We start from the raw sequence: 12,870 nt of genomic DNA on the forward strand, positions 1-12,870 counted from the left end.
TTCAGGACGCGCGTGGATTGATCACCGTCCAACGCTTGTGCCAGGGCCTATGGACGTCGTCGGTTCGCTTGTGGTGACCGACATCTATTGGTGTGACAAGGACGATCTTGCCGGATATGCCAGCGTCACAATGACGGAGGTGGCGTGATGGCGCGGTCCAAACTCGTTCCTTCGTGTCCAGGATGGCAGCGCGACTTGCCGGGGCCGAATGAAACGCCTGTGGTGATGCCAAGTCTGAAAGAGAGTGCGCCAAACCACGTTGATAACACTTACTTGGAACTCTCCAGGCGCTCGTCTAGCATTCGCGGCGTCTTGTTATTCGCTATCCCGTTTACCGGCTACGGGGCCTTTATTGAAATGCCGCGCATGATTTTCAGCGAGTTGTTCGATGGACTATCGAGTTTCAAATCCATTGACCTTTTTATCCTGGCGTCTGCGCTCTTTGCCATGGCCTTATGCACATGGATCACCGTGCTTATATATCGGACTGATATAACTCAGCCCCGCGACCTCCCCATCCGCTTCAACCGTCTCCGCCGAAAAATCTACGTCTACGGTTTCCACATGGTCTGGTGGAAGCCCTTCTCACGCTGGTACGTCACTACCGCCAGCTACGACTGGGACGACGTTCGAGCCGAAGTCTGGGAACAATGGGGCGCCTCATCTAGTGGCAGCCTGATCATCAAGTGGGGCGTATCACTCGCCATCGTCAAGCCCGGCACCAACGAAGTCCTCGAACGTTTCCACCTCAGCACCTACAACCAAGACCTGGACAATCTCTGGGCCTACGTCTGCACCTATATGCAGCAAGGCCCGGAAGCCTTGCCACCGTGCGATATCGAACCGCGTGACGCGAATGACGTGCCGGCATACAACCTGGCGCTGCGTTGGGCGCCAAGGGTTGAATGGCCGGAGGCGATGGATGCCGAATCTCGGAGTGCGCCGTGAAGGGCGGTGTCAGGTATCACCACGGCCACCACCGCCACCGCCACCGCCACCGCCACCGCCACCACCACCACCACCGCACCCACGTCCCTCCTTACTTCACTATCCGCGCATCCAGGCTGTTGTCCGCCAGCGCCTTGGCCTGTTCCTGCGTCATGCCCAGATGCTCATGCAAGGCCTGAAAGTTCTCGTTCACATAGCCGCCAAAGTAAGCCGGATCATCGGAATTTACCGTGACCTTCACACCGGCCTCCAACAGCGACAGAATGTTGTGATCGCGCATGTGTTCGAACACGCGCAGGCGCGTGTTGGACAGCGGACAGACGGTCAGGGGGATCTGTTCGTCGATCAGGCGCGCGATCAGGTTCGGGTCTTCAGCGGCGCGCACGCCGTGGTCAATGCGCAGCACCTTCAGCAGGTCCAGTGCTTCCCAGATGTATTCGGGCGGGCCTTCCTCGCCCGCGTGCGCCACGGCGGGCAGGCCTTCGGCGCGGGCGCGGTCGAATACGCGCTGGAACAGGCGCGGCGGATAGCCCATTTCGCTGCTGTCCAGGCCGACGGCGATAAAGGCGTCGCGGTAGGGCAGGGCCTCGTCCAGGGTGCGCATGGCCTGCTCTTCGGGCAGGTGGCGCAGAAAGCTCAGGATCAATCCGCTGGAGACGCCCAGTTGCTTGCGCCCGTCTTCCAGCGCCCGGCTGATGCCCTCCAGCACGACGGCAAAGGGGATGCCGCGATCGGTATGCGTCTGCGGGTCGAAGAAGGGTTCGGTGTGCACCACGTTCTGCTCGCGGCACTTCAGGAGATACGCCCAGGTCAGGTCGTAGAAGTCCTGTTCGGTGCGCAAGACGTTGGCGCCCATGTAGTACAGGTCCAGGAATTCCTGAAGGTTGCCGTAGTTGTAGGCGCCGCGAAGGGCATCGATGTCGGGCCAGGGCAGCGCCACGCCGTTGCGTTGCGCCAACTGGAACAGCAGCTCGGGTTCCAATGAGCCTTCCAGGTGCAGGTGCAGTTCCGCCTTGGGCAGTGCGTTGAGCCAGTCGTACATAGGTGCTCCGATAAAAAAGGGGCGTATTCAAAGGGGGCTTGAGCGTGGGGCCTAAGCGTGGGGGGCTGAGCGCGGCGGCCTAGGCGGCCAGCGCGGTCTGATCCGCCTGGATGGCTTGCTCCAGGTGCGCCGCAAAGGCGCGCGCCTGGCGGGTGCTGGGGCGATCGCGCCGCCATATCGCGGCAAGGGGCGATTTCTTGATGGCGGGGCGCGCGGGCAGCACGACGAGTTCGCCTCGCGCCTGGCGGACGGCGGCCACGCTGCCGGGCAGCATCCACAGGTAGTGCCCGTCCAGCAGCATTTCGCGGCCGAACTCCAGGGACAGGGCGCCGATCATATCCGGAATTGCCAAACCGGCCTGGCGCAGCGACATTTCCAGTTCGCCACGGATGCGGCTGCCGGGCAACGCGGTAATCCAGGGGTAAGCCACATAGTCGGCCAGCGTAGAGTCCGGCAGCCCCGCCAAGGGGTGATCCGTGGCGCAGCCCAGCACGACGGGGTCTTCCAGCAAGGTGGTGGATCGATACACCTGCGGGTTCACGGTGGACGAAAAGCGGCTGATCAGCACGTCCACCGCGCCCGCGTCCAGGTCTTCGATCAGGCGCTCGTGCGTGCCGATCTCGATGGTGAGCGTGATGCGCGGATAAGCCTGCCGGAATGAACGCGCGGCTTCGGCCACCGGCCAGCCCGCGAACATGGAAAAGCAGCCGACCGTCAGGCTGCCTTCGTCGCCGCGCGACACGGCGGCCAGATCGATCTCGGCCTTGCGGAAGTCGGTAAGCAGCAGGCGGGCATGGCGGCACATGGCGTCGCCCAGCGGCGTGCAGGTCGTGCCCTTGGCCGTACGCTCGAACAGGCGCGCGCCAACCAGCTCTTCGATTTCAGCGATGGCGCGCGACAAGCCCGACTGCGTGCTGTGCAACTGCGCCGCCGCTTTGGACAGATTGCCCAATTCGGAGACGGTCAGCACGATTTCCAGGTGCCGGATGCGGAGTTTGCCTCGGAACGGTGTCATGGGAAGCGGCCGGTGGCGATGTGCCGATTATTCTCTGCCCCGCAACGCTTGGCAACGGCGATGCGGGATTCAGATATAGTTCGTCGCCAAGCGAGGCCTCGAATCCATCGCGCCGCACGCTGCGTAGGCCGCCCGTGCGGCGGCAAGAAAGGCACAACATGCATCCATCCCTATCCGCTATTTCCACACCCCGCGCGCGGCGGCTTGCCCAGTATGCGGGGGCCGGCCTGATGGTGCTTGCCCTGAGCGGCTGCGGCGTTTCCCGCGTGGATGAGGTGTCGGTCAAGTGGCCGTCTTTCAAGAGCGTGACGCCGGTGGTGCTGGCGTCGGACCCGGCCCAATGCCCGGACTTGGGCGGCACCTACCGCGCCCAGGGTGAACTGCGGTCGGGTGAACCCTCCTATTCCCTGAAAGACCTGCGCACTTTTTTCCTGTATCCCTTGGCGCTGCCCGGCATGCGTGACACGCTCTTGCCGGAATGGCGCTCGACGCCCGCCGCGACGGTGTCGCTGTCGCCCAACGGCAAGGGGTGGAACGTGTTGGCCCTGGACGGGCAGGGCGCGCGCTCAGCGGCGCGATTGCCCATGCTGGATGGCGGCGAGGATCCGGCGGCCAAGTCCGGCGAGGGCGGCTTCTATCTGCCCGACGACATCCGCCGCTATACGGGCTGCACGCAAGGCCGGCTGTGGGTCAGCGTGCGGCACGACTGGCGTCAGCATGAATCCATGGGCGTCAGGCGGCACGTGGCAATATTCCGTGCGCAAGCCGGCGGCCTGCTCGTAACCGTGCAACGCGAGTCGGACAGCATCGGAATGTTGCCCTGGTATTCCAACGAAAGCAGCGTGTCGCAGTACTGGTTCGCACCGGTTGCGCGCTGATATTTTTAACTGGGTGATGCCGCGGCTGCGGCTTGCCGATTAGCTTCTGACTCATGACACGTAAAAGCCTGTTTATCTCGACCCTGCTCCTGATTGCGTTCACGCTGCTGGTCGCCTTGTTCTGGCGCCATCAGTTCGCCAACACACCGCCTTCGCTGCGTGGGCTGATCGAAGACCCGGTGGGCAGCAACGCGCACGTCTATGGCGAGTCGCCACGCGAAGACGCCCAGGCCCTGCGAGCCTTGCTGGCCGACGCGCAACGCGGCAACCCCGAGGCGCAGTTCATGCAGGGCCTGATGCTGGAACAGGTGGACATGAAAGAGGCGCTGCGCTGGTACGAGACGGCGGCCGCCCAGGGGCATGAGGCTTCCATCGAGCGCCTGGCGCAACTGCGCGGGCAGGCGGCGGCTCGGTAGGCTTGGAAAATCTTGCGCGGGCTAATTTTTTTTAAGCCCCGATTCCTTAAGTAGGAAGAGGTAGCGCAACGTTACGACCGGCTGCAGGTTCGGGGTTGCGCGTTCGATTTCAACAGCGGGCCGCGGTACGATCCTGGCTGACTTCGATTTTTCAGGAATACCATGCGTCAGCGTTCATCACGCCCTCGAATCGATTCGCTTTCCCGTGTTGTGCTTGCGGCTTGCATCACGGCCGCCGCGGGCACCGCCCAGGCACAGTCGCCCGCGTCCGCCACCGGGTCGCGCGTGCAGACCACGCCTGCGCCGGCACAGCCGCAACCGGCCTTGACGCCCAAGCGCAGTTTTGATGATGTGGTTGCCGCGCAGGAAGCGGCAAAATCTGGTGCCCCGACGGCTGCCCCCGCAGCAGCCGCGCCGGCAACGACGACGGCAACGACGCCTTCCGCGGGGTCTGCAACGCCCACCACCGCACCTTCGGGCTCAGCCGCCGCTGCCGCACCCGCACCTGCCGCCACTGCCGCACCCGCTGCACCCGCCGCCGCCGCAGCAGCCCCCACTGTCATCATCCCGACCGAGCTTGACACCAAGGCGTGTATTGCCAAGTTGCGTAACGGTGCCACGGCCAATGGCCTGACCGTTGCGGATTGGGACAAGTACACCGCCAATGCCAAGCTGCTGCCCACGACCGTGGCGTCGGCCAAGGGTCAGCCGGAAGGGCGCGAAAGTTGGTGGGACTACATCGCCAAGACCGTGGACGATGAGCGCGTCAACGACGGGCTGGCCGTGATGAAGAAGGTGGGCCCGCAACTGTCCGCGATTGGCCAGCAATACCAGGTGGACCCTGCAACGCTGGTCGCCATCTTTGGTATCGAAACCAACTACGGCCGGCAGATCGGCAAGACCGATGTGCTGAACGCCTGGCTGACGCGCGCTTGCACCGAGAACAAGACGCTGTGGGAAAAGAACGCCTATGCGTCGGTGCGGCTGCTGCGCGACGGGACCGTGCCGGCCGACAGCTTTGTTGGCTCCTGGAGCGGTGCGTTCGGCATGACGCAGTTCATCCCGACGTCTTTCTATGAGTTGGCGGCAGACGGTGATGGCGATGGCCGCATCGACCTCTACCATTCGCTGCCCGACGCGCTGGCCTCCACCGCCAACCACCTGCGCAAGCGCCGCGCCAAGTGGACGCACGGCCTGCCCGCCGTGGTGGAAGTGCGGGTGCCGGCTGACGTGGCTGCCGCGATCCCGCCTGAACCCGACGCGGAATACGTGGGCTCGCAAGACCGCCGCACCATTGCGCAATGGGCGCAAGCCGGGTTGAAACAGGGTGATGGTTCGGTCTTGAAGCTGCCGTCGGGTAATGACGAAAAGGCCTATCTGTTTGCGCCCACCGGCGCCAAGGGGCCGGTGTTTTTGGCCACGGTCAACTTCGACGCCATCCTGCATTACAACCAGTCGCGCCGTTACGGGCTGGCGGTGTCGTTGTTGCTGAACCGCTTGCAGGGCCGTCCGGGCATCATCACGGCCTGGCCTACGGATGACCCCGGCCTGTCTCGCGCCCAGATCAAGGAATTGCAAGAGGCGCTTTACGGACGTGGCTACGACGTGGGCGAAGCAGACGGCATTCCCGGCGCCAAAACCCGCGATGCCGTGCGCGCCGAACAAGAGCGCCGCGGCCTGCCGCAAGATGGTCGCGTGGGCAAGCGCATCCTGGACGCGCTCAAGGCCGACAAGCCTGACGCCTTGCGCGCGCGCCCGTCCCAGTAAGTCTGCCGCCCGCATCAGGGCACGGCGAATGTCAGCGTCTGATCGGCGCGGCATTCGTCGTTGATGGGCGGTGGATGCCATACGCGGTCAAGCACCGCTATGATGGATCCCCGCCCTCTCTTCGTGAAGAATGTCATGCCGTCCGCTGGTTTTCCTGACGTTTTCCTGACACCTCGGCTGCGCGCGCAGCGGATGAGCCAGGCGCATCTGCCGTTCATTGAGCAGATGCACGCCAATCCCGATGTGATGGCCACGATGGGCGGCACGCGCGACGGGGCGGCCAGCCGGCTGTACCTGGCGCAGAACGAGGCTCATTGGATGGATCACGGCTACGGCATGTATGTGCTGGAAGATCGGGAAACGGGCACGCTGGCTGGACGCGCGGGCTTGAAGTACACGGTGTCTGATGAGCAGGGCGCCATTGAGCTTGCCTATGCGTTTGCGCCGGAATGCTGGGGCCGAGGCTATGCCGTGGAAATTTCAGCGGCACTGGTCTCGCTGGGCTTCAAGCTGCTGCCGGTCGACGCGCTGTGCGCGGTGGCGATCCAATCCAATACGGCGTCACGCCGCGTGCTGGAAAAGAGCGGCATGCGTTATGTGGGCGAAGCGGCGGGCAACGGCGCCAATGTCAAGGTGCGCTACGAGATCCGTCGCGCGGATTGGCAGGCGCGTCAAAGTACTACCGACTACACGCGGTAGCCCCGGCGTTAACATTCGGCTATGAGCACCACCCCGATTCCCGACGACGATCCCCAGCCCGTCCCCCCCGAACGCCCCGCGCCGGAAGAATGCTGCAACAGCGGCTGCATCCCCTGCGTGTACGACATGTACGACGAAGCCATGGACAAGTACCGCCAAGCGTTGAAAGCGTGGCGGCTAAGGCATGAAGCGGAAGGCACGTAGGATGGGTGTGGCGCGCACGGGTAAATAGAAGAAAGCAGATACCCAGCGCGCAAACCCATCATGCAGCGCATCGCAATGGTGGCGATCGATTGGATGGCACCGGTGTTCGATGGGTTACGCGCGTCCGGCGTTCGTGTTCTATTGGCCAGTCTTTCGCGCTTCACCCATCCTACGATTGGCATGTAGCGGAAATCAGCGCATCGCAATCGTCTGCCTCAACCCGCCAGCTTCATATGGACGATCGGAAACGGGCGGCCAGCGTCGTCGTGGGCCGAGCGGCCGGTGTCGACGAAACCGTAGTGTTTGTAAAACCCGTGCGCTTGCGGATTCTGTTCGTTCACGTCCACCAGCAGGGTGCCGTGCAGCGAACGCGCGAAATTCAGCAGGCGGCGGCCGGCGCCTTTGCCGCGTTTGCTGGCGTCTACGAACAGCATTTCGACTTTGTTGCCTGACAGCCCCATGAAGCCGGCGATCTCGCCGTCTCCGTCCTCACAGACCCACACCCGCACCGATGGCAGATAGGTGTTGAGGACCTGCGGGTACATCGCCTGGATTTCCTTTTCCGTCAGGAAGGAATGCGTGGCGCGGACCGAGCGGAGCCAGATGTCCGCCAAGGCCAGGTCGTCGCCGTGGTTGCGTTCTCGGATATTCATGTTCTTGTTGGTGTTTACAGTCCCGAGCGATACAGGTCGGTCGCGGCCAGGACGGTTTCCATTTGCACAGTATGCGCGAAGACAAAGCGGTCGCCGTAGACGGTTTCATCCGGAAACTCGGAAATCAAGGCCATCGGCAGATCTTCGCGATCCGTCTCCGTGATCTGTACCGGAATGCCGTTCATGACCTCGAAGCCGGTTTCTAGCGCATGCGCGTGAAAGAGTTCCAATTGGCGGGCGTTGAATTCCACCAGCCCGGTCACGTTGGCGGCCAGGCGCGCGGTGACCCCTTCGATCAGCCGGTGCGCGCGTTCACGCCAGCCCGGATGATGGCGCAACACCAGGAAAAACCCCTTGGGTATCGTCCACAGCTCGAAGTTGCGCGGCAGATAGCCGGACAGGGGGCGCGTCCACTCGTGCGCGGGGTAGCCGTGCAGGTTGATATGCAACTGCGCGCCGCTGATCGCCTGCGCCTGATGACGTGCGTCGCGTTCAAAGAACGGTGCATGTTCGCGGTAGGCGATGTCGTCGCCCAGCGCGCTGTAGCGCGAGGCGTGCAGCATGTGGCGCGGATGATGTTCGCGCAGGCGGTTGAACAGCGCGTAGCCGTCGGGGTTTTCGGCGGCGACCAGCGCAAAGTGCGCGTCGCCGCGTTCGGCCAGCGTCTGCGCGGCGCGCAGCGCGCCGACAATGCCCGACGTTTCATTGGCGTGCTGCGCGCCCGAGATGAAGACGGCGGGCCCGGGGCCGCGCACATAGGTGCCCAGCACGGGGCGCCCCTGGCGCGATACCGCCTGGAAGGTGTCGCCGCCAAATGCCGCCACACAGCCCGCAATCTGGGCGGCCGTCAGCGGCTCGCGGCGCTGTGCCAGCGGCCCATCGGGCATCGCGGGCGTAACCGGTGCGACCGGGGCAAACGGCTCAAGCGAAATCTGCACGCGCGCCGCGCCGTCGTGGCGGCGGATGTCCGGAATAATTTGGCCCGGCTGCAAGCCACGGTCTCCCGACGGCCTGCCGGAGTGATGCTGAAAATGTTCCAGCAGCGTGAAGTACACGTCTTCGTGCAGGGCTTCGAAGGTGCTGACGATTTCTTCGTCCACCGGCAGCGCGAAGTCCATGCCGGGCAGGTCCACCCGGATTTCCAGGCGGTCGAAATACGGTTCGTGCGCGCCCCAGGCGTGATTGCGCACGGTGTCGACGATGCTGCGGAACACTTGCTGGTATTCGGTGGCTTGGGCGCCGTCGGTCTGCACCGCCCCGTCGGCATCGCGCACGCGTAGCCATCCAGTGGGCGATAGTTCGGGCGTGCCGTCTTGCGCCGCGCCCAGCACGTTGGGCGCGAAAACGCGGGACTCAACCGTGCGGCCATCGGCGTAGCTCAGGGTGACGTCATAGTGCAGGTCGGACGCACCTTCCTGCATCACGACGCGCACGCCTTCCAGCAACGCGACCAGCGGGTAGGCTTCCAGCGTAAAGCGCTTGGCCAGCGCGTGTTCGTGCAGCGGATAGCGCACCAGCGCCGACACCAGGCCGTCGCGATCGACTTCTTCCAGGAAGTAATGCAGCAGCGGCTTGTAGGCGCTACGAAAGCGCGCGCTGACGCCGGCCTGCGCCAACCGCGCCTCTGCCGCGCGGCGTGCATCAACACCTTCAAACAACCAGCCTTCCACCACCGCGCCACGCCAGACGGGCGCCAGATAGGAATGGGTCCAGGCGTCCAGCGTGCGGTCAAATGATTTTTCAAGCAAAGACATGCGTCGTATTCCTTCGGGGTTCTTGCGGCATCCGGCAAAGAGACAAATGCCCCTTGCGGGGCATCTGATCTTTTACACCTTTCCGGTCGGGTCCAGGCGGTCTCGCAACCAATCTCCCAACAGATTAAGGCCCAGCACGGTCAGCATGATCGCCAAGCCGGGGAAGACGCTGACCCACCACGCGGTCTGCATGTAGGTGCGGCCATCGGCCAGCATGCCGCCCCAACTGGGAATCATCGGGTCCACGCCCAAGCCCAGGAAGGTCAGGCTGCTTTCCAGCAGGATGTTGTTGGCCACGTTCAAGGTCATCAGGATAACCAGCGGACCCAGCAGGTTGGGCACGATGTGATGGCGGATCATGGCCAGGTCGCGCACGCCGAAGGCGCGAGCGGCCAGCACGAACTCGCGCTCGCGCAGCGCCAGCACCTGGGCGCGCACCAGCCGCGCATACTGCACCCACTGCGACACGATCATGAAGAAGATCACGTTGAACAGGCCGCCACCCAGGATGGCGATGAACGTGATGGCCACCAGGATGAACGGCAGCGCCAGTTGCACGTCGGCAAAGCGCATGACGACCATGTCCCAGAAGCCACGGTAGTAACCGGCGATCAGGCCCATGACAATGCCCAGCAGCGCGCCGCCGATGACGGAGGCAAAGCCCACCATCAGCGAGATCTTGCCGCCCACGATCACGCGGGCCAGCACGTCGCGGCCCAAGGGGTCGGTGCCGAAGGGATGCGCGGCCGACGTGAACGGCGCCATCAGGCGCGAGGCCAGGTCCATGGATTCGCCGCCGTCGGGAAACAGCCAGCCGGACGTCAGCACCAGCAGGATCATGACGCCGGTCAGGATGGCGCCCAGCACGAATTCCAGCGAACGGTAGCGGCTGCGCGGCTTGAAGGCCTGGGGCGCGGCGGGGGATGTGGTTGTCTGCATAAGGCTTAGCGCGTGCGGATACGGGGGTCGACGATGCCGTAGGCAATGTCGACGATCAGGTTGACCAGGACGATGACGGCAGCCAGCACGGTGACCGTGCCTTGCAGCACCGGATAGTCGCGGCCGGAAATGGCGTCAAACGCCAGCGTGCCCAGTCCAGGCCAGTTGAAGACCATTTCAATCACGACGATGCCGCCGATCAGGCCGCCGAATTGCAGGCCCAGATACGTGATGAGCGGAATCGCGCAGTTGCGCAGCGCGTGCTTGTACAGCACCACGCGCTCTTTCAGGCCCTTGCTGCGCGCCACCATGATGTATTGCGCCGACAGCGTTTCCAGCATGGTGGTGCGCACCAGGCGGATGTTGGTGGCGCTAAGAATGATGGCCATCGTCAAGGACGGCAGCACCAGGCTGGCCGGGCCGCTCCAGCCCGAAGGCGGCAGCAGCGGGAAGGTGATCGACAACAGCAGCACCAGCATCAGCGCCAGCCAGAAGTTGGGAAACGACAGCCCCACCAGCGACAGGATGCGGATGGCCTGGTCCGTGGACTTGCCGCGCTTGATGGCGGCCTGGATGCCCAGCGGCAGCGAAATCAGAATCGACACGATCAGCGACGTAAATGCCAGCATCAGCGTGGCGGGCAGGGCGTCGCCGATCAGCTTGGCGACCGACGTGCCGCCCATGAAACTGCGGCCGAAATCGCCATGCAACAGGCCTTGCATGTACGACAGGTATTGCTCGTGGAAGGGGCGGTTCAGCCCCAGCGCCTGGCGGATGTTGGCCAGGTCTTGTTCGGTGACGCTGCCCGAACCCTGGCTGAGCATCAGCGCGGGGTCGCCGGTCAAGCGCACGGCATAGGAAACCAGCAGTGTCACGGCGACGATCACGAAGACCGCCTGCAACACGCGTTTGATGAGAAATCCGGTCATGAGGCGCCGCCCCGGCTTCACACCGGGGCGGATCGTTGGGTTAATGCTTAATCGACACTGGTTTCAAGGAAACGGAAGCGGATGTCGCCAGGGACTTCCAGGTTCTTCACGCGCTTGTTCACGCCGACGATCGTGTTCAGGCTGTACAGCGGCATTTCCAGCGCCTGGTCGGCGACGTACGCGGCAATTTCCTGCAGCATGGCTTCGCGCTTCTTCACGTCATAGACGGTGCGTTGCGCTTCCAGCATGCCGTTCAACTTGGCGTCCTTGTCATACGGGTTCCACTTCTGGCCCGTGTGATACATCAGGTACGCGGTGTTGTCGTAGTCATACGTCCAGCCACCCCATTGGTTTTGCCACATCTCGCCCGTCTTGCCGCCCGGGATGATGTCGTTCAACAGCACGCCGGTTTCATACGGCTTGATGGTGGCGCGCACGCCCACGCCTTGCAGGTAGCCCGACACGGCCTGGGCCACTTCGCGGAAGTTCGAATCGCTGCCGCGCACGTCGATCTGCACGGTGGCGCCCGGCTTCACGCCAGCGGCTGCCAGCAGCTTCTTGGCTTCGGCGGGGTTGAAGGGCAGGGGCTTTTGCTCGGGGTTGTAGCCGAACGATTGCGGGCCCTGGAAGCTGGCGATGACTTTCGCCTGGCCCAGCAGCAACTGCTTGACGATGGCCTCGCGGTCCACGGCCATGATCAGCGCACGGCGCACGTCGCGGTTCTGGGTGATGCCGCCCGTGGTTTTGTAGCGCAGCGCGTAGGCGACCGGGCCGCCCGTCGAGATGACGTCGGCGTTGCCGGACTTCTTCACGGTGTCGATCAGGCCCAGCGGGATCAGCGTGGCGATGTCGATGCGGCCGGCTTGCAGCTCGGCCACTTGCGTGCCGGGTTCGCTGATGAAGCGGTACACAACCTTGTCCAGCTTGGGCTTGCCGCCCCAGTACTCGTCGTTGCGCGCCAGCGTCACGTTGACCTTGGGCTGGTAGCTTTCAAACTTGAACGGGCCGGTGCCGACCGGGTTCGTGTTGAAGTAGTCCTCGCCCTTTTCCTTGATGTACTTGGGCGGCACGATCATGGCGCCGTAGCCGGCCAGCTTGGTCAGCAGCACGGGGTCAGGCTGCTTCAGGATGAAATCGACGGTGTATTCGTCCACCACCTTGATCTCGCCGATGGAGTCGTAGTTGGACTTTTGCGGGCCCTTGGCGCCTTCCGCGCCCAGCAGGCGTTCGAACGTGAACTTCACGGCTTCGGCGTTGAAGGGTTCGCCGTTGTGGAACTTGACGCCTTCGCGCAGCTTGAAGCGCAGGCGCTTGTTCTCGTCCAGGTATTCCCAGCTGGTGGCCAGGCCCGGTTGCAGCTTCAGGTCGGCGCCGCGCATCGTCAGGCCGTCGTACAGGTTGCCGCCCACCGAACCCCAGAAGGTCACGAAGGTGTCGATGGGGTCCCAGCTACCCGGGTCCTGGTTGATGGCCACGCTGAGCGTGCCCGCGGCATGCGTGGTCGACAGGACGGCGGGCAGTGCGCCGCCCAACGCCAGGGTCAGGGCGGTGGCGGTGAAAGTGGTGCGGAAAAATTGCATGGTCGCTCCAGGGACGGGAACTCGGATCACACCGAGAAAAAAAGGG

The 12,870-nt window shown here is 63.8% G+C and carries 13 protein-coding genes; 6 read left to right on the forward strand and 7 right to left on the reverse strand.

Going from position 1 to position 12,870, the window contains the following annotated elements:
- Positions 1–147: 147 nt before the first annotated feature.
- Positions 148–948 (forward strand): DUF6708 domain-containing protein, encoded by an 801-nt coding sequence (locus M2361_RS02990; protein ID WP_259246158.1) that lies wholly within the window; start codon positions 148–150, stop codon positions 946–948.
- A 91-nt stretch (positions 949–1,039) separates the two neighbouring features.
- Here M2361_RS02990 and M2361_RS02995 read toward each other — a convergent pair whose 3' ends face one another.
- Positions 1,040–1,990 (reverse strand): adenosine deaminase, encoded by a 951-nt coding sequence (locus tag M2361_RS02995; RefSeq protein WP_259246159.1) that lies wholly within the window; start codon positions 1,988–1,990, stop codon positions 1,040–1,042.
- A gap of 79 nt (positions 1,991–2,069) precedes the next feature.
- Positions 2,070–3,005 carry a LysR family transcriptional regulator gene (locus M2361_RS03000; RefSeq protein WP_259246160.1) on the reverse strand — a complete coding sequence of 312 codons (936 nt, stop codon included), beginning with the start codon at positions 3,003–3,005 and terminating at the stop codon, positions 2,070–2,072.
- A gap of 158 nt (positions 3,006–3,163) precedes the next feature.
- On the opposite strand from M2361_RS03000, the gene M2361_RS03005 reads away from it, so the two are divergent.
- The 5 genes from M2361_RS03005 (at position 3,164) to M2361_RS03025 (ending at position 6,969) form a co-directional block, all read left to right on the forward strand.
- Positions 3,164–3,883: a hypothetical protein gene (locus tag M2361_RS03005; RefSeq protein WP_259246161.1), complete on the forward strand. Its 720-nt coding sequence runs from the start codon at positions 3,164–3,166 to the stop codon at positions 3,881–3,883.
- Positions 3,884–3,936: 53 nt separating this feature from the next.
- On the forward strand, positions 3,937–4,299 hold the full coding sequence (locus M2361_RS03010) for a sel1 repeat family protein (RefSeq protein WP_259246162.1): 363 nt from the start codon (positions 3,937–3,939) through the stop codon (positions 4,297–4,299).
- Between the two features lie 162 nt (positions 4,300–4,461).
- Positions 4,462–6,066, forward strand: coding sequence for a lytic murein transglycosylase (locus M2361_RS03015; RefSeq protein ID WP_259246163.1), 1,605 nt, complete (start codon positions 4,462–4,464; stop codon positions 6,064–6,066).
- Between the two features lie 135 nt (positions 6,067–6,201).
- Positions 6,202–6,765: a GNAT family N-acetyltransferase gene (locus tag M2361_RS03020; RefSeq protein ID WP_259246165.1), complete on the forward strand. Its 564-nt coding sequence runs from the start codon at positions 6,202–6,204 to the stop codon at positions 6,763–6,765.
- A gap of 21 nt (positions 6,766–6,786) precedes the next feature.
- Entirely contained in the window at positions 6,787–6,969 is a 183-nt protein-coding gene (locus M2361_RS03025; protein ID WP_259246166.1) for an oxidoreductase-like domain-containing protein, read from the forward strand.
- Positions 6,970–7,184: 215 nt separating this feature from the next.
- On the opposite strand, the gene M2361_RS03030 is transcribed toward M2361_RS03025, so the two are convergent.
- The 5 genes from M2361_RS03030 to M2361_RS03050 form a co-directional block, all read right to left on the reverse strand.
- Positions 7,185–7,622 (reverse strand): acetyltransferase, encoded by a 438-nt coding sequence (locus M2361_RS03030; protein ID WP_100856430.1) that lies wholly within the window; start codon positions 7,620–7,622, stop codon positions 7,185–7,187.
- 14 nt (positions 7,623–7,636) lie between these two features.
- Positions 7,637–9,376: a peptidase M14 gene (locus M2361_RS03035; protein ID WP_259246167.1), complete on the reverse strand. Its 1,740-nt coding sequence runs from the start codon at positions 9,374–9,376 to the stop codon at positions 7,637–7,639.
- 72 nt (positions 9,377–9,448) lie between these two features.
- Positions 9,449–10,315, reverse strand: coding sequence for an ABC transporter permease (locus M2361_RS03040; protein ID WP_259246168.1), 867 nt, complete (start codon positions 10,313–10,315; stop codon positions 9,449–9,451).
- A 5-nt stretch (positions 10,316–10,320) separates the two neighbouring features.
- Positions 10,321–11,244 (reverse strand): ABC transporter permease, encoded by a 924-nt coding sequence (locus tag M2361_RS03045; RefSeq protein WP_100856427.1) that lies wholly within the window; start codon positions 11,242–11,244, stop codon positions 10,321–10,323.
- A 47-nt stretch (positions 11,245–11,291) separates the two neighbouring features.
- A complete protein-coding gene (locus M2361_RS03050) occupies positions 11,292–12,824 on the reverse strand; it encodes an ABC transporter substrate-binding protein (RefSeq protein WP_259246169.1) in 1,533 nt (510 codons plus the stop codon).
- Positions 12,825–12,870: the final 46 nt, after the last annotated feature.

Origin of the sequence: Achromobacter sp. JUb104 (genome assembly GCF_024806975.1) — a bacterium.
Classification (GTDB): Bacteria; Pseudomonadota; Gammaproteobacteria; order Burkholderiales; family Burkholderiaceae_B; genus Achromobacter; species Achromobacter spanius.

Bases quoted from the DNA above. Each gene is read 5' to 3' on its own strand.
- M2361_RS02990 (WP_259246158.1), top strand. From the start codon at position 148: ATGGCGCGGTCCAAACTCGTTCCTTCGTGTCCAGGATGGCAGCGCGAC.
- M2361_RS02995 (WP_259246159.1), bottom strand. From the start codon at position 1,990: ATGTACGACTGGCTCAACGCACTGCCCAAGGCGGAACTGCACCTGCAC.
- M2361_RS03000 (WP_259246160.1), bottom strand. From the start codon at position 3,005: ATGACACCGTTCCGAGGCAAACTCCGCATCCGGCACCTGGAAATCGTG.
- M2361_RS03005 (WP_259246161.1), top strand. From the start codon at position 3,164: ATGCATCCATCCCTATCCGCTATTTCCACACCCCGCGCGCGGCGGCTT.
- M2361_RS03010 (WP_259246162.1), top strand. From the start codon at position 3,937: ATGACACGTAAAAGCCTGTTTATCTCGACCCTGCTCCTGATTGCGTTC.
- M2361_RS03015 (WP_259246163.1), top strand. From the start codon at position 4,462: ATGCGTCAGCGTTCATCACGCCCTCGAATCGATTCGCTTTCCCGTGTT.
- M2361_RS03020 (WP_259246165.1), top strand. From the start codon at position 6,202: ATGCCGTCCGCTGGTTTTCCTGACGTTTTCCTGACACCTCGGCTGCGC.
- M2361_RS03025 (WP_259246166.1), top strand. From the start codon at position 6,787: ATGAGCACCACCCCGATTCCCGACGACGATCCCCAGCCCGTCCCCCCC.
- M2361_RS03030 (WP_100856430.1), bottom strand. From the start codon at position 7,622: ATGAATATCCGAGAACGCAACCACGGCGACGACCTGGCCTTGGCGGAC.
- M2361_RS03035 (WP_259246167.1), bottom strand. From the start codon at position 9,376: ATGTCTTTGCTTGAAAAATCATTTGACCGCACGCTGGACGCCTGGACC.
- M2361_RS03040 (WP_259246168.1), bottom strand. From the start codon at position 10,315: ATGCAGACAACCACATCCCCCGCCGCGCCCCAGGCCTTCAAGCCGCGC.
- M2361_RS03045 (WP_100856427.1), bottom strand. From the start codon at position 11,244: ATGACCGGATTTCTCATCAAACGCGTGTTGCAGGCGGTCTTCGTGATC.
- M2361_RS03050 (WP_259246169.1), bottom strand. From the start codon at position 12,824: ATGCAATTTTTCCGCACCACTTTCACCGCCACCGCCCTGACCCTGGCG.